The sequence below is a fragment of the Ruegeria sp. AB7 genome, from assembly GCF_056542625.1.
Genome location: NZ_JBQGAC010000001.1, coordinates 754,874 through 769,863, shown reverse-complemented (window position 1 = coordinate 769,863; position 14,990 = coordinate 754,874). Strand labels below are relative to the sequence as shown.

At 58.7% G+C, this 14,990-nt stretch carries 18 protein-coding genes and 1 tRNA gene; 8 read left to right on the top strand and 11 right to left on the bottom strand.

Going from position 1 to position 14,990, the window contains the following annotated elements; translation table 11 throughout:
• The first annotated feature begins 21 nt into the window (after window positions 1–21).
• The 5 genes from ACR0EN_RS03895 (at window position 22) to ACR0EN_RS03875 (ending at window position 3,849) form a co-directional block, all read left to right on the top strand.
• The gene (locus tag ACR0EN_RS03895) at window positions 22–1,113 is read left to right on the top strand and encodes an SPOR domain-containing protein (RefSeq protein WP_480585286.1); all 1,092 of its coding nucleotides are present in this window, start codon (window positions 22–24) and stop codon (window positions 1,111–1,113) included.
• Window positions 1,110–2,117, top strand: a complete 1,008-nt coding sequence (gene nagZ, locus ACR0EN_RS03890) for a beta-N-acetylhexosaminidase (protein ID WP_170396666.1) — start codon at window positions 1,110–1,112, stop codon at window positions 2,115–2,117. The genes ACR0EN_RS03895 and nagZ overlap by 4 nt, the downstream gene beginning before the upstream one ends.
• Window positions 2,107–2,901: a segregation and condensation protein A gene (locus ACR0EN_RS03885; RefSeq protein ID WP_170626808.1), complete on the top strand. Its 795-nt coding sequence runs from the start codon at window positions 2,107–2,109 to the stop codon at window positions 2,899–2,901. Before nagZ ends, ACR0EN_RS03885 begins: the two co-directional genes overlap by 11 nt.
• Window positions 2,894–3,544 carry an SMC-Scp complex subunit ScpB gene (gene scpB, locus ACR0EN_RS03880; RefSeq protein ID WP_170422113.1) on the top strand — a complete coding sequence of 217 codons (651 nt, stop codon included), beginning with the start codon at window positions 2,894–2,896 and terminating at the stop codon, window positions 3,542–3,544. Before ACR0EN_RS03885 ends, scpB begins: the two co-directional genes overlap by 8 nt.
• 65 nt (window positions 3,545–3,609) lie before the next feature.
• On the top strand, window positions 3,610–3,849 hold the full coding sequence (locus ACR0EN_RS03875) for a hypothetical protein (RefSeq protein ID WP_170396673.1): 240 nt from the start codon (window positions 3,610–3,612) through the stop codon (window positions 3,847–3,849).
• Between the two features lie 3 nt (window positions 3,850–3,852).
• On the opposite strand, the gene ACR0EN_RS03870 is transcribed toward ACR0EN_RS03875, so the two are convergent.
• From ACR0EN_RS03870 to ACR0EN_RS03835, 8 genes are all read right to left on the bottom strand, one after another.
• The gene (locus ACR0EN_RS03870) at window positions 3,853–4,932 is read right to left on the bottom strand and encodes a 2'-deoxycytidine 5'-triphosphate deaminase (RefSeq protein ID WP_170396675.1); all 1,080 of its coding nucleotides are present in this window, start codon (window positions 4,930–4,932) and stop codon (window positions 3,853–3,855) included.
• Window positions 4,933–4,993: 61 nt separating this feature from the next.
• A tRNA-Pro gene (locus tag ACR0EN_RS03865) sits at window positions 4,994–5,070 on the bottom strand.
• A gap of 61 nt (window positions 5,071–5,131) precedes the next feature.
• A complete protein-coding gene (locus ACR0EN_RS03860) occupies window positions 5,132–5,722 on the bottom strand; it encodes a MerR family transcriptional regulator (RefSeq protein WP_170509407.1) in 591 nt (196 codons plus the stop codon).
• A gap of 18 nt (window positions 5,723–5,740) precedes the next feature.
• The gene (ihfA, locus tag ACR0EN_RS03855; protein WP_008755922.1) at window positions 5,741–6,043 is read right to left on the bottom strand and encodes an integration host factor subunit alpha; all 303 of its coding nucleotides are present in this window, start codon (window positions 6,041–6,043) and stop codon (window positions 5,741–5,743) included.
• 96 nt (window positions 6,044–6,139) lie between these two features.
• Window positions 6,140–7,111: a beta-ketoacyl-ACP synthase III gene (locus ACR0EN_RS03850; protein WP_170406350.1), complete on the bottom strand. Its 972-nt coding sequence runs from the start codon at window positions 7,109–7,111 to the stop codon at window positions 6,140–6,142.
• Between the two features lie 24 nt (window positions 7,112–7,135).
• Window positions 7,136–8,221, bottom strand: a complete 1,086-nt coding sequence (gene plsX, locus ACR0EN_RS03845; RefSeq protein ID WP_480585283.1) for a phosphate acyltransferase PlsX — start codon at window positions 8,219–8,221, stop codon at window positions 7,136–7,138.
• A 24-nt stretch (window positions 8,222–8,245) separates the two neighbouring features.
• The gene (gene rpmF, locus ACR0EN_RS03840) at window positions 8,246–8,452 is read right to left on the bottom strand and encodes a 50S ribosomal protein L32 (RefSeq protein WP_008756996.1); all 207 of its coding nucleotides are present in this window, start codon (window positions 8,450–8,452) and stop codon (window positions 8,246–8,248) included.
• Window positions 8,453–8,657: 205 nt separating this feature from the next.
• The gene (locus ACR0EN_RS03835; protein ID WP_480585280.1) at window positions 8,658–9,194 is read right to left on the bottom strand and encodes a YceD family protein; all 537 of its coding nucleotides are present in this window, start codon (window positions 9,192–9,194) and stop codon (window positions 8,658–8,660) included.
• 84 nt (window positions 9,195–9,278) lie between these two features.
• Between ACR0EN_RS03835 and ACR0EN_RS03830 the strand changes: the two genes are divergently transcribed.
• The 3 genes from ACR0EN_RS03830 to ACR0EN_RS03820 all read left to right on the top strand — a co-directional run bounded on the left by ACR0EN_RS03830 (window position 9,279) and on the right by ACR0EN_RS03820 (window position 12,465).
• Complete coding sequence (locus ACR0EN_RS03830) at window positions 9,279–9,755, top strand: outer membrane protein assembly factor BamE (RefSeq protein ID WP_170396685.1); 477 nt, start codon at window positions 9,279–9,281, stop codon at window positions 9,753–9,755.
• A 98-nt stretch (window positions 9,756–9,853) separates the two neighbouring features.
• On the top strand, window positions 9,854–10,588 hold the full coding sequence (locus ACR0EN_RS03825) for a GNAT family N-acyltransferase (protein WP_170510766.1): 735 nt from the start codon (window positions 9,854–9,856) through the stop codon (window positions 10,586–10,588).
• Window positions 10,589–10,656: 68 nt separating this feature from the next.
• Window positions 10,657–12,465, top strand: a complete 1,809-nt coding sequence (locus ACR0EN_RS03820; protein WP_480585278.1) for an ABC-F family ATP-binding cassette domain-containing protein — start codon at window positions 10,657–10,659, stop codon at window positions 12,463–12,465.
• Window positions 12,466–12,536: 71 nt separating this feature from the next.
• Here the strand turns inward: ACR0EN_RS03820 and ACR0EN_RS03815 are convergent, their stop codons facing one another.
• The 3 genes from ACR0EN_RS03815 to ACR0EN_RS03805 all read right to left on the bottom strand — a co-directional run bounded on the left by ACR0EN_RS03815 (window position 12,537) and on the right by ACR0EN_RS03805 (window position 14,870).
• Window positions 12,537–13,079: a sugar O-acetyltransferase gene (locus ACR0EN_RS03815; protein WP_170817865.1), complete on the bottom strand. Its 543-nt coding sequence runs from the start codon at window positions 13,077–13,079 to the stop codon at window positions 12,537–12,539.
• A 10-nt stretch (window positions 13,080–13,089) separates the two neighbouring features.
• Entirely contained in the window at window positions 13,090–13,845 is a 756-nt protein-coding gene (locus ACR0EN_RS03810) for a 3-hydroxyacyl-CoA dehydrogenase (protein WP_480585275.1), read from the bottom strand.
• Between the two features lie 74 nt (window positions 13,846–13,919).
• On the bottom strand, window positions 13,920–14,870 hold the full coding sequence (locus ACR0EN_RS03805) for a GlxA family transcriptional regulator (protein ID WP_170396693.1): 951 nt from the start codon (window positions 14,868–14,870) through the stop codon (window positions 13,920–13,922).
• Window positions 14,871–14,990 lie beyond the last annotated feature (120 nt).

Below are 14,990 nucleotides of genomic sequence, written 5' to 3'. Positions count from 1 at the left end.
CCGGTCTGAGGCAGACAAGAAATGACCCGCGCGCCACTTTTTACGGCGCAATCGGGCGGTGAGGCGGAAATGGCACGTTACGATTACTCGGGGCAGCATAGCCCCGAGCAGATGCATTACTCGAATCAATCGCATCCTGAAGATGCGTATGATTATCCTGATGAAAGCTATAGCTATGATGACGCCCCGCGCGCAGGCGCTGGGCTGGGCCGTATTGTCAACGTGCTTGGGGCGGTTGCGTCTTTGGCGCTGGTCGCCGGAGTCGGCGTTTGGGGCTACCAACTGATCATGCGCGACGTCAGCGGGGTACCGGTCGTGCGTGCCGCCGAAGGACCCATGCGCGTGCAGCCCGAAAATCCCGGCGGGACGCCTGCTGATCATCAGGGCCTAGCGGTGAATGCAGTTGCCGCTGTCGGGACTGCTGCACCGCCGGCAGATCGTCTGATCCTCGCACCGCGTCCCGTGTCTCTGACTGATGAAGACACGCCCATGACCGCGCTTGAGGCCACAAATGCAGTGCAAGTGATTGAGGAACCTGCCACTGATCAGGCGATCGTGAACGCTCTGGCCGAAGGGCTCGCCGCCGAACCTCTGCCCGAACAGGCGCCTGAGCAGGGCGTGCAATTGGCTTCCCTGGTCACGCCCGAAGACGAGCCCGCGATTGATCCGGCTGATTACGCAGCGCAACAGCCCGACCCTAAGATTGCTGCACTGCCTGGTGTGCGCCGGTCGCTGCGTCCGCATGTGCGTCCAGCCCGCGCTACGCCAAGTTCTATTTCGTCCAACAGCGCTACGGAAGCTGCGATCAATGCTGCAGTAAAGGCTGCTGTTGGTCTGGATGTTGATCCCGATACATTGACCAAAGGCACGCGACTTGCTCAGCTTGGGGCATACGAAAGCGCCGATGTGGCGCAGGCCGAATGGGCTCGTTTGAATGGCCGATTTGGAGAATATATGGATGGAAAACAGCGTGTTATACAGAAGACCTCAAGCGGAGGACGAACCTTCTATCGCCTGCGTGTCATGGGGTTTGATGATCTGAGCGACTCGCGCCAGTTTTGCGCGGCCCTAGTCGCGCAGGGTGCAGACTGTATCCCGGTCGCCGTCCGGTGAGATTTGGCGCGGTTATCACCGATGCCGAAGGGCTGCGCCTGACGCCGGATGAAAAAGCTTTGTTCAAAGAGATGAACCCGTTCGGGTTCATTCTGTTTGCCCGCAACATCGAATCCGCTGACCAGACCCGCGCCTTGTGCGAGGACTTCCGCGAGGCGGTTGGCCGAAATTGCCTAATCACAGTCGATCAGGAGGGGGGCCGCGTACAACGTCTGCGCGCACCTTTAGCCCGTGAATGGTTGCCCCCTTTGGATCATGTCGCGCATGCCGGAGATCAGGCCGAGCGCGCGATGTATCTGCGCTATCGTCTGATCGCGCATGAACTGCTGGGATTGGGCATCGACAGCAATTGTGCGCCGATGGTCGATCTGGCCCGCGAGGGTACTCATGCGTTCCTGAAGAACCGCTGCTATGGGTCTGATCCCGAAAAGGTTTCCGCGATTGGTCGAGCCGTTGCCAACGGACACTTTGATGGCGGAGTGTTGCCGGTAGTAAAGCACATGCCCGGCCACGGTCTGTCAACGCTCGACAGTCATCACGAGTTGCCGCATGTGGATCTTTCTCTAAGTGCACTGGAAGCAGCAGATTTTGCACCATTCCGCGCGCTGAACGACTTGCCGATGGGGATGACGGCGCATTTGGTTTATGACCAGATCGATCCACGGCCCGCAACGATTTCTGCTGGAATGATGACTTTGATTAGGGAGCGCATCGGTTTCGACGGTCTGATTATGACCGACGATATCACGATGAAAGCCCTGAACGGCGCGCCCGCCGACTTGGCCCGACAGGCACTGGACGCTGGATGCGATGTTACTTTGCACTGCAACGGGGCCTTTGAAGAGCGTGCTAAGGTGCTCGAAGCCGCTGGTGAGATGTCGGATGCGGCACAAGCCCGCGCAGATCGGGCGTTGGCTCGACGCCAGCCGCCACAGGAACTTGACATCCAAGCCGCCGAGGCGGAACTATCTGCCCTAATGGGCGGGCAGGTATATGCAGGATAACCTTTTCAGCGAAGACCCGGTCTCGGTTGCCGATCGGCTGGCCGCCGAGGCTTTGATTGTGGACGTCGACGGGTTTGAGGGTCCGCTCGATGTGCTTTTGACACTTTCGCGTACGCAAAAAGTGGACTTGCGCAAAATCTCGGTTCTGGCGTTAGCGCAACAGTATCTGACCTTTGTCGAAAAAGCGCGTCAGTTGAGGATCGAACTGGCCGCCGACTATCTGGTGATGGCCGCTTGGCTAGCTTTCCTCAAATCCCGTTTGCTGCTGCCCCCGGACCCGGATGATGAAGGCCCATCGGGCGAGGAACTCGCCGCGCACCTCGCATTCCAATTGGAGCGTTTGCAGGCCATGCGCGATGCCGCTGCGCGCCTGATGGCGCGTGATCAATTGGGCCGCGATTTTTTCAAACGCGGGCAGGGTGAGGATGTTACGCGTATCCGCACCGTGACCTATTCCGCCACACTGCTGGACCTGATGCAGGGCTATGCGCGTATCCGCACGCGCGACGAGTTCCGACCCTTCGTCATGGACCGCGACGCCGTTTTCACCATGGAACAAGCGCTTGAGCGGATGCGGCCCCTGATAGGCTTTGCCGGTGCGTGGACGGATATGGAGACCTACCTGCCCGAAGGCTGGGATGCTGATCCGGTTCGGCGACGCTCTGCCACGGCTGCAACCTTCGCAGCCTCGCTTGAGCTGGTGAAAGAAGGACATATGGAGATCAAGCAAAGCGACACCTTTGCGCCGATCCATCTGCGTAAGAGGACTGAGACACGTGACTGACGCCAACGAAGAGACAGGCACACTGTTCGAAGCGCCGCCCTTGGCGGAACAGGAACGTATGGTCGAGGCCGTGCTGTTTGCCAGCGCCGAGCCAGTGACGATTGGTGATCTTGAAGCGCGGATGCCCCATGGCAGCAATGCCGCGCAAGCTGTTGAATCGCTTCAGAAACGGTACGAAGGGCGCGGGGTGCGTGTGGTGCGCGTTGGTGAGGCTTGGGCGATCCGCACAGCCCCCGATCTTGGCTTCCTGATGCAGAAGGAAACGGTTGAGACCCGCAAGCTTAGCCGGGCGGCCATCGAAACGCTGGCGATCGTGGCTTATCACCAGCCCTGCACGCGTGCGGAGATCGAGGAAATCCGGGGCGTGTCCGTTTCGCGCGGCACCATTGATCAACTGCTTGAGATGGAGTGGATCCGACTGGGCCGCCGTCGCATGACACCAGGCCGTCCGGTGACATTCGTCGTAACGCCTGAGTTTCTGGATCATTTCGGGCTGGAAAACGCCCGTGACCTGCCGGGCCTGAAGGAGTTGCGCGCAGCCGGACTGTTGGAGAATCGCCCACCCCCTGGTGCTGTGCCGCTGGGCGAAGGAAAGGGTGATGACGAGGACGAAGATCAAACCGAGCTGTTCGAAGAAGAGTGATCGGACGGCCCTTTTATTGCCGCAGATCGCACCTATCCTAGGGTGCACATAACGGAGTTGAGCCAATGAATGCCAATCGGATCATCGATATGATCGTGCGCCGGGTGATGCGTCGCCTGGTGAACCACGGTGTGGACAAGGGTATTGATATGGCCAGCAAGGTGGGTCGCAAACCGGGTCAGTCTGATGTTGAGAATGGCCCCGAGGCGGATCGCCAGATGCGCGATGCGACCAAGCGCCAAAATCAAAGCGCAAAGCAGATGCGTCAGGTGTCGCGTCAGATGCGTCGGTTCATGAAGTTCTGAAACTCAGCCCACAGCTTTGAAATGCTTGGACAGTTTCAGGCCTTGACCCTGATAGTTCGAGGCAATCCCAGCACCATATAGCTGTGTCGGCATTTCGGCCATCTTCTCATAAACCAGGCGCCCGACGACTTGTCCGTGTTCCAACACAAATGGCGCTTCGTGGCAGCGCACTTCCAGCACCCCGCGTGATCCGGCACCGCCTGCTTCGGCATGTCCAAAGCCCGGGTCAAAGAATCCGGCGTAATGTACCCGGAACTCGCCGACCATAGCGAGATATGGGGCCATTTCAGCAGCATACATTGGCGGGATATGCACCGCTTCGCGGCTGACGAGAATGTAGAACGCGCCGGGGTCGAGGATGATGCGACCGTCCTTGGTATGCACCTCTTCCCAGTATTCCTGCGGGTCGTATTCGCCGATCCGATCCAGATCGATCACCCCGGTATGGGGCTTGGCGCGATAGCCGACCAGATCGGTATCGGGCAGTTGCAGATCGACCGAAAACCCCAACCCGTCCTGAATGACGGCTGGCCCATCAACCAACGGCGTTTGACCATGCAACGCGGTCAGCTCGGCGTCGCTGAGTACCGCCTGACCTTTGCGGAAACGGATCTGATTCAGACGCATTCCGGGGCGCACCAGAACCGAGAACGATCGCGGGCAGATCTCGGCATAAAGCGGACCTGTGTAGCCTGCGGGAACCCGATCAAACTCGGTTCCGCCATCAGTGATCGTGCGCGTGAGCAAGTCGAGCCGCCCGGTCGAGCTTTTGGCATTTGCCACCGCACTGATGTCATCGGGCAGGGCGAGCGATTCCATCAGCGGCACCAGATAGACACAGCCCTTTTCCAGAACAGCGCCTTCAGTGATGTCGATGCGGTGCATTTCAAACTCGGCCAGACGATCTGCAACAGACCGTCCTTCGCCTGCCAGAAATGAGGCGCGCACCCGGTAAGCCACTGTTCCCAAACGTAGATCAAGGCTTGCGGGCTGCACCTGTGCAGGGATGATATCCGGGCTTGCGGCGATCTCACCGCGTGCAATCATCGCCTCAAGCTGTTGATTTGGGCAAACACCTGTCATCTCGATCCCCTCTGCTGCCAGAGCGGGATCTGGCCTATGTGCCATAAACGTCGGTGTGATTTGGTCGGGCTAGCAGGACTCGAACCTGCGACCTTCCGTCCCCCAGACGGACGCGCTACCAGGCTGCGCCATAGCCCGACGTTGAGGTGTTCATAAAGACTTTCCCGGCGGGGGCAAGAGGAAATCATCGCCTTTTTTGCTATCCCGCCGTGTGGTGTTCGACGCGATCCAGCCACCTGCGCAGGTCCTTGGCGATGGGTGCAATCTGGTGCAACAGCTCATCGTCATACTCGTCACGATTCCATGCCAGCGAGGCAATACCACCCATCAGCGGCGCTGCATCCAGCTCAGCCGGTATCGGTTTGGGTTCGGGGGTTGCGACGGGTCTCGGAGCCTCTGGGGCAGGGGAATGGGCGGGTTCGCCCAAATCCATGTCGATCTGGTTTGCGGATGGTTCCGGCGCTGAGGCGAACGGAACCACAGTATCGTCGATGCTGGGTGCGGGCGCGTTTTCATCCAAATTGGGCGAAAGCGATGCAACATGCGCAACGCCCTGTTCCCGAAGGATACGCTGAACACCTTTGATGGTAATCCCGTCCTCGTGCAGCAGTTTCTTGATACCGCCCAGCAGACGCATATCATTGGGGCGATAATATCGCCGCCCACCGGCGCGTTTGACGGGTTTGACTTGGGTAAACCGGCTTTCCCAGAAACGCAGCACATGAGCCTGAACTCCGAGCCAGTCCGCAACTTCACTTATGGTGCGAAAGGCATCGGGGGACTTACTCATAACCTAGATGTCCTGAACTTACTTGCGGTTCCCTGCGGCGACGCGATCCTTCATCAGGTGCGACGGACGGAATGTCAGTACACGACGGGGCTGGATCGGAACCTCTTCACCGGTTTTAGGGTTGCGACCGATACGGGCAGTTTTGTCCCGAACGCTGAAGGTGCCGAAGGACGAAATCTTGACCTGTTCGCCACGCACCAGCGCGTCAGACATGTGGTTCAGAACGCTTTCGACCAGCTGTGCGCTTTCATTGCGTGACAAGCCAACCTCACGAAAGACGGCCTCGCTCAGATCCATTCGGGTCAGTGTTTTGTCGCCCATGCTTTTTCCCCTGTTGATGTCTGAGCATATGGCTATGCAAAATTCGCTGTCAATATCAATGAATTGCAGGAGGCTCTGTAAGCCGGATTGTGCCGGTTACCAACGCAGTGCGACCGCCCCCCAGGCCAGACCGCCACCAATCGCCTCTGTAACGATCAGATCGCCGGTTTTGATCTGGCCGTTTTGCTTGCCCACCGACAGGGCCAGAGGGATGGAGGCTGCCGATGTGTTGCCATGGTCCTGAACGGTGACGACGACGTTATCCATCGGCAGGCCCATCTTCTTGGCGGTGCCCTGAATAATGCGGATATTGGCCTGATGCGGCACGATCCAGTCGACATCATCGCTGGACAAACCGGCTCGTTCCAGCGCGACTTCGGCAGTTCGGGCCAGTTTCTCGACCGCATGACGGAAGACCTGATTGCCCTGCATCCGCAAGTGGCCGGTGGATTGGGTCGAAACCCCGCCATCAACATAGAGCAGGTCTTTGTAGCGTCCGTCCGAATTCAAGTCGGTCGCAAGAATACCGCGATCATCCGAAGTGCCCTGACCCTCTTGCTCTTCCAGAACCAGTGCGCCCGCGCCATCGCCAAACAGCACGCAGGTCGACCGGTCGGTCCAGTCCATGATTCGTGAAAAGGTCTCGGCGCCGATCACCAGTACGCGCTTGGCCTGACCGGACAGGATCAGGGCGTTGGCGTTGCTGAGCGCAAAGACAAACCCTGCGCAGACTGCCTGTACATCGAAGGCAAAACCTTTGGTCATGCCCAACCGGGCCTGTACCATGGTTGCCGCCGAAGGAAAGGTCAGATCAGCTGTGGAGGTTGCCAGTACAATCGCGTCGATATCATCCGCCGTCAGTCCGGCATCAGCCAGTGCGGCTTCGGCCGCTTTGGTGGCCAGATCGGAAGTGGTTTCGTCCTCGGCCGCGAAGTGTCGCCGCTCGATCCCGGACCGGGTGCGAATCCATTCGTCCGTCGTATCCAGCGTTTTCTCGAACTCAGAGTTCGGTACAACGCGCTCTGGCAAATAATGCCCGACACCTACAACAACTGAGCGGCCTGCCATGCTGGGGTACTGCCTTTTTTGTTATTATTCCGATTGAGACACGGAATGGGCCGCATCTTGTGCAAGTGCGGCTGTTGATGCAACCCGTGCCGCCAATTTTTCGGCGAAACCGGATTCAGCCAGAGTGAAGGCCAGCTTAACCGCTGCGGAAACGCCGGTTGCGTCCGCTCCGCCGTGGGATTTCACCACGGTTCCGTTGAGTCCCAGGAACACGCCGCCATTGACGCGGCGCGGGTCTATCCGCTTTTTCAGACGATTCAACGAGGTGATTGCCAGGATCGAGGCCAGCCGGGATAGAGGCGAGTATTTGAACGCCTCACGCAGCAAATCACCGATAAGGTTAGCGGTGCCTTCACCGGTTTTAATGGCGACATTTCCAGTGAAGCCGTCGGTCACGATCACGTCAGCTTTGTCGCCGGGGATATCGCTGCCCTCGACAAAGCCCACAAACTCGAAGTTCGCCTGATCGGCAAAGTCCGAGATCATCGCGTGGGCTTCTTTCAGTTCGGCGCGGCCCTTGTGTTCTTCGGTACCGACATTCAGCAACCCGATCCGAGGGCGGCTGAGCGCCATACCGTTGCGCGCGTATGAAGCCCCCATCAGCGCGTATTGCAGCAGGTCCTTGGCATCAGCGCGCACATCTGCGCCGACGTCCAGCATCACGTTGAACCCATGCGGATTGCGCGAGGGCCACAGGATCGCGATGGCAGGGCGATTAACGCCGGGCAGCTTGCGCAGCCGCAACATGGACATGGCCATCAGCGCGCCCGTGTTGCCGCAGGACACCGCGCCGTGCGCTTCACCTGCACGCACCGCTTCCAGAGCGGACCACATCGATGTGCTCTTGCCGCTGCGGACAACCTGGCTTGGTTTGTCTTCCATCGTGACCACGTCCGGGCAATCACGAAAATCGACGCGCCCATCAAGGACACGCCGTTTGGCAACCAGCTTGCGTAGTTCCTGTTCCTGACCGTGCAGGATGAACCCGATCTTCGGGTTCTTGTCCGCAGATTTCGCAATGCCCGCCACAACGACGGCAGGGCCCGAATCTCCGCCCATAGCGTCAACCGAGATGATGATCCGTCCGGTCTGCGTGGGCTGATACGTCATGCCTTGGCCTGCGTCCAATCAGGCTTAGGCCGCGTCTTCGTCCAGGTCGATTTCGTCGGCCTGAGCGACGACTTCACGATCGTCATAGTGGCCGCAAGATGCGCAAACGTGGTGTGGGCGCTTCAGCTCGCCGCAGTTCGGGCATTCGTTCGGGTTTGCAGCAACCAGAGCGTCGTGTGCGCGGCGGTTGTTGCGACGCGACTTGGAAACTTTGTTCTGTTGGACGGCCATGGTCTCAACCTTTGTCTGATATGGGCTGACAGAATCGCTGTCAGCCGGGTTACGTACTTTGTTTTCTCGTGGTTTGACGCGCGTTTAAGGGGCTTGCCCCGCAATGTCCAACCCAAATTCCAATGAGCGCGCGAAAATACTGCGATTCTCGTCATGTTCAAGCGGTTTTTCTGACGGCCTGCTATGACAGGAAATCCCTCGCCTGTCACTCGTCTTTTTTCATCGCATCCCGCAGCCCCGCCAAACCAGCGAAGGGTTTTACATCCTCATCTGTGAGGGCCTGTTTGCCCGGTTCGGTATAGTCTATCTGGCCCAGCTCGACTCCATCCTTCCGTGGGTATTGGGGCAGGGCCAGCGACAGCGCTTCAACCATGATCAGCGCAGGATCGATTTCGGGGCCAAGCGGTTCGGTCTCGTCATCCTCGGGGATTTCGAACTCGGGCTCTTCCGGATCGCTCCAATCGGCCACAAAGACGCGACTCACCGGGCTGTCGATGCGTGTGGTCACAGGTTCCAGCGTCACGACACAAGGTTGGATCACCGTTGCGCCCAGCTTGCCAGAAAGCATCCAATCCCGTTTGCCCTGCGCGCGCAATTCGCCGACAAAGCTGAGCTTGCGCAGGCCAAGCAGTCCGAGCTCTTGCTTTATGGCCTCCAGCGCGTCGCCGGTCGGGCGCAACTCAAACGGGGTCGGAGCGTTTTGCGGCAGGTCTGCGACGCGTAAAGATGTCTGGTTGCTCATTCGTGAGGTTTTCCTGTGTTGAACCGGAGCCTTGGTTTCTGTAATCGGATAGGGTCCGCAAGGGGCCATGGCAAGAGGATGTGCATGTTGAAGGGTTTGAACAGGTTGAAACCAGCGTCGAAAACGCTTGTCTTTGCGGCCTGTCTGGCGGTCGCGGGCGCATGTTCACCAATCTTCAAGAATCACGGCTACGTGCCTCCGCCAGAGGATCTGGCCAAAATCAAGGTCGGCGTCGATACCCGCGATAGTGTTGAAGAAACCATCGGCGCGCCCAGCTCGGCGGGGGTAGTGCGGGATTCGGGCTATTACTATGTCGCCTCGCGCGTCCGTCATTATGGGCCCAAACGACCCGAGGTCGTTTCACGTGAACTGGTCGCGATCAGCTTTGATCAGCGCGGTGTCGTTCGCAATATCGAGCGGTTCGGCCTGGAAGACGGCTATGTCATCGTGCTGGATCGTCGCGTGACCGATTCCAACGTGGAAGACAAAGGCTTCCTGCGTCAGCTTCTGGGTAACATCGGCAACTTCAACCCGGCAAATATTCCTGGCGCAAACAACTAAAGCGACCAATTCTCTTGCAGTGGTCACAGGACAGTCACACATTCTGTAGTAAGGACCAGACAGATGTGACCGGTCAGCAACCGCAGGAGGATGCGACCATGGCGGTTTTGTTGGACAAGGGCCGATATCGCGCCCGCTTGGCGCAAACCGAGCAAGACGTGGCGGCGGCGCAGACGCTGAGGATGCTGACCTTTGCTACTGATGGTCAGGATTGTGATGCTTTTGATGCACGCTGCGCCCATGTTCTGGTCGAAGATCTGCAGGCCGGTGGGGCGTTGGTGTGCTGTTTCCGTATGCTGACAATGCAGGGCGGCTTTGAAATCGGACTCAGCTACTCGGCACAGTTCTATGACCTGTCGGCGCTACGCGATTTTACCGGACCGATGGTTGAGATGGGCCGGTTCTGTATCCACCCGGACTACAATGATCCGGATATCTTGCGTGTCGCGTGGGGCGCAATGACGGCGTATGTCGATCAGAACGGGATCGAAATGCTGTTTGGTTGTTCGTCATTCGCTGGAACAGAAACTGCCGAATATCTTGACGCTTTTGCGATGCTCAAACACCGACATCTGGCACCAAGGCGATGGTTGCCGCGAGTCAAGGCGCCGGATGTGTTTCGCTTTGCGGCGCGCTTGCGCCGACGCCCTGATGTAAAACAGGCGATGCTTCGGATGCCTCCCTTGTTGCGCACCTATCTGATGATGGGGGGGTGGGTCAGCGATCATGCGGTGGTAGACAGGCACATGAACACCCTGCATGTGTTCACCGGCCTTGAAATCGGAGCAATTCCCCCAGCTCGTAAACGGTTGCTGCGCGCGGTGGCTGGGTGATTTGAGTATCTGGGAAAAGGTGAAGTTGGGGCGTTGACGCCTTGCTTTGGCCGGTTTAGCTGGCGGGTATGGCGAGAATTCCTTTATTGCAGATGTCCGGTATCTCTCTGACGTTCGGGGGTGATCCGGTGTTTTCCGATCTGGACCTTGTGATTCAACCAGGTGATCGCGTGGCGCTGGTCGGGCGGAACGGGTCAGGCAAATCCACCTTGATGAAAGTGATGGCCGGGCTGGTCGAGGCCGATCAGGGTGAAATCGTCATCCCTCCTGGTAAATCAGTGGGTTACATGGAGCAGGATCCCGGAATGCAGGGATTCGCGACGCTTGGAGACTATGCCTCAAGCGGGTTGGAACCGGGTGAGCTGTATAAGGTCGAACGCGCGGGCGAAGGGCTGAAATTCGACCCTGAGCGTGCGGTCGAAACCGCTTCGGGTGGGGAAAGGCGACGCGCCGCCTTGGCCAAGCTGATGGCCGAGGCGCCTGACTTGATGTTGCTGGACGAACCGACGAACCACCTGGATATCGAGGCGATTGCGTGGTTGGAGCGTGAGTTGGGCTCGACGCGCGCGGCTTATGTTTTGATTTCGCATGACCGCGCTTTCCTGCGTGCGTTGACCCGTGCGACGCTGTGGATCGATCGCGGAGTTGTGCGGCGGCAAGAACAGGGCTTTGCGGCCTTTGAAAACTGGCGGGACAAGGTCTGGGAAGAGGAGGATCAGCAGCGCCACAAGCTGAATCGCTTGATCAAGTCCGAGTCGCGATGGGCCGTCGAGGGTATCAGCGCCCGCCGCAAGCGCAATCAGGGTCGTGTCCGGGCGCTACAAGCCTTGCGCGCCGAGCGTGCAGCGCAGATCAAACGTCAGGGATCGGCTGCCATGACGTTGGAATCCGGTCCGAAATCAGGCCGCAAGGTCATCGAGGCCAATGGCGTTTCAAAGGCATTTGACTCTCAGCAGATCGTGCGCAATTTCGATCTTCTGGTTCAGCGCGGTGACCGTGTGGCCTTTGTTGGGCCGAACGGTGTGGGCAAGACCACGTTGCTGAAAATGCTGCTAGGTCAGGTCGAACCGGACAAGGGTTCGGTGGTGCTGGGTACTAACCTTGAGATCGCCGTGTTCGATCAGGCGAGGGCACAGTTGGACCCGGAAATGAGCCTGTGGGACAGCTTGACCGGCGATCCCGAGATGCGGGTCTCGGGCAAGGCCGATCAGGTGATGGTGGGCGGCCAACCCAAGCATGTAGTGGGCTATCTCAAAGAGTTTCTGTTCGATGACGCGCAGGCAAGAGCGGCTGTTAAGTCCTTGTCTGGTGGGGAAAAAGCCCGGTTGCTGTTGGCGAAACTGATGGCGAAAACATCGAACCTGCTGGTGCTGGACGAACCGACCAACGATCTGGATGTCGAAACGCTGGATCTGCTGCAGGAATTGCTGGACGACTATGATGGCACGGTGCTGCTCGTTAGCCACGATCGGGATTTTCTGGATCGTGTTGCGACCACAACCATCGCCATGGAGGGCAACGGGCGCGCGACCGTCTATGCTGGTGGTTGGTCCGATTACATCGCTCAGCGAGGTGATGTAGTTGCGAAAAAGGAAGAAAAAGCAAGGCCTTTAAAACCGAAAGTGAAGCAAGAAGCGAAGGCAAAAGCAGGGCTGTCGTTCTCGGAGAAACACCGACTTGAGAAGCTACCAGCAGAGATCGCGCGCCTTGAAGCCGAGATCGCCAAGCTCGAAGAACTGATGTCTGATCCTGAGCTGTTCACACGCGAACCGATCAAGTTCCAGAAGGCAACCGATGCCCTGGTCGAACGGCAGGAAAAACTGTCAGCGGCTGAGGAAGAGTGGCTGATGCTTGAAGAGAAGGCCGAAGCCGGTTGAGTCCGAGTTGTACAACCTCAATCGACTAGATTGTCTGAGTTGTACAAACCTATGCACCGGTTTGCGCGTGCTCAAATGGGGCGGGCGGGGTTACCGACAACAGTTGCTCCGGCGGGGACGTCCTTCGTGACGACACTGCCCGCGCCGACGATGGCGCGGTCTCCGATAGTAACGCCGGGCATGATGATCGCGCCACCGCCGATCCAGACGTTTTCGCCGATTGTCACCGGGTGGTCGATTTCCAGACCCTGTGCGCGCAGGGCTGGGTCTTTGGCGTGTTGGGCGCAATAGATCTGTGCCGTGGGGCCGAGCATCGAGTCACTGCCGATGCGAACAGGCGCGGTGTCGAGAATGACACAGCCCGCATTCAGATACACCCGGTCGCCCAGCGACAGGTTCATTCCATAAGCGCAGTGGAACGGAGCCTCAAAATAGCAATCTTGCCCGATCCCCGCAAAGAGCGCCGCCAATTCGGGAGCTATAGCCCCTCGGTCATCGGGCGGGCAGGTGTTGTGGGCATGGACCGCGCGGCGTGCTTTCATACGAAGCACTTCCAGTTCGGGGTCGAGGCAGCAATACCACTCGCCTGCCGCCATTTTCTGCCGCTCGGTCATGAAACCCGTCTTAGCGCATCCGCAGGGCACCGTCGATGCGGATGACCTCTCCGTTCAGGTAGCCCATCTCGACGATGAACCCGGCCAGACGACCGTATTCGCGCGGGTCGCCGAGGCGAGCAGGGTTGGGGACGTCCGCCGCAAGCTGTTGCTGCACCTCTTCAGGCAGGCCGGCCAGCATCGGGGTCATGAAGATGCCCGGTGCGATGGCCATCACACGGATACCAGTCGAGGCCAGATCGCGCGCCATGGGTAGCGTCATGCCGACCACGCCGCCTTTCGAGGCTGCATAGGCCGCCTGACCTTTTTGCCCGTCAAAGGCGGCGATGGAGGCGGTGTTAATAATCACGCCGCGCGCGCCATCTGGTTCAGGATCATTCTTTGCCATCTCTGCGGCAGCAAGACGCGAGACGTTGAAGGAGCCGACCAGATTGATGTCGATGGTACGCTGGAACGCCTCCAGAGGGTGGGGGCCGTCTTTGCCAACCGTTTTGGCTCCGATCGCGATCCCGGCGCAGTTCACGGCGGCGGTGATGCGACCCATCTTGTCCATCGCATGTGCAATCGCTGAAGCGACCGAGGCCTCATCCGTCACATCGGTTTGCGCGAAATGTCCGCCGATTTCAGCCGCGACCTGCGGGCCACGCTCGGCGTTGCGGTCAAGGATTGTGACCTGCGCGCCGTTCTCGGCAAAGTGACGGGCTGTAGCTTCACCCAGGCCGGAGGCTCCGCCGGTGATCACCGCAGCTGTGGTTGAGAGTTGCATGGCGGGTTCCTTCCTGATCTGAACACTTGTTCAGATAATCCCAACCATGGCCTCCTGTCCAGTCACAGCTTTGATCAATCAAGCCTGCTGCGCTGCTGCATCGGCGTGACGCCAAACGCAGCCCGGTACACACGCGAGAAATGGCCGGCGCTTTCGAAACCGCAGGCAAAGGCGACCTCGGTCACCGAAGATTCGGTCTGCAACAGCAGATTGCGGGCGCGGTCCAGCCGCAATTCCATGAAGTATTTCTTAGGCGAGGTGTTCAGGAATTTCCCAAACAGGCGCTCCAGTTGCCGGGTTGAGATGCCGATATCGCTGGCGATGACCGAGGGGGACAACGGGCTTTGGATATTGTCGGTCATGATGTGGATTGCCTTGGCCAGATGCGCGTTCCGCATCCCGTTACGCGATTGCAGCGAGACGCGCTGATCGGCAGTGGCGTTGCGCACGGCGTTATAGACCATCTGATCGGCCACTGCGACCGACAGGTCGTGGCCGTGGTCGCGTTCGATCAGGTGCAGCATCAAATCGGCGGTCGCGGTGCCGCCCGAGGCGGTCATGTGTTTTTCGTCGGCGACAAAGACGCTGCGAACAAGATTGATCTCGGGGAAGGCCTCCATGAAAGCATCATGGTATTCCCAATGGATCGCCGCCTGCATCCCATCCAAAAATCCGGCCTCGGCCAGCAGCCATGCACCGGAACACAAGGCGCTGATATTGGTGCCCCGTGCCCGCTCTCGGCGCAGGGTTGCGAGCAGCGGACGCGAGACGTGATTGCGCATGTTTATTCCTGACAGAACAAACAGTTGGTCACATTTTGGGATAGATCCCAATCCGCCATGCACCAAAGTGACCGATCCGTTTGAACAGACCGCATGCTCAGCGTGTTCGGACAGGAAGGACCATCGATAAAGATCTTCCTCGGCCAGCAAATTTGCGATCCGCAATGGCTCGACCGCGCAGGAGAAGGCGAGATGCGAGAATTCCTCGACCAGTATGAAGGCGTAGTGCTGTGTTTGGCTCATCGATAGGACCGGAATCAGGGCGTTCTGACTGTTTTCTGCATGCTGCACGAAAACTAACTGTATACAACATGTATTTTTATACGATACCAGAGGGCAAGCTATCGATTCGCGGGATCGTGA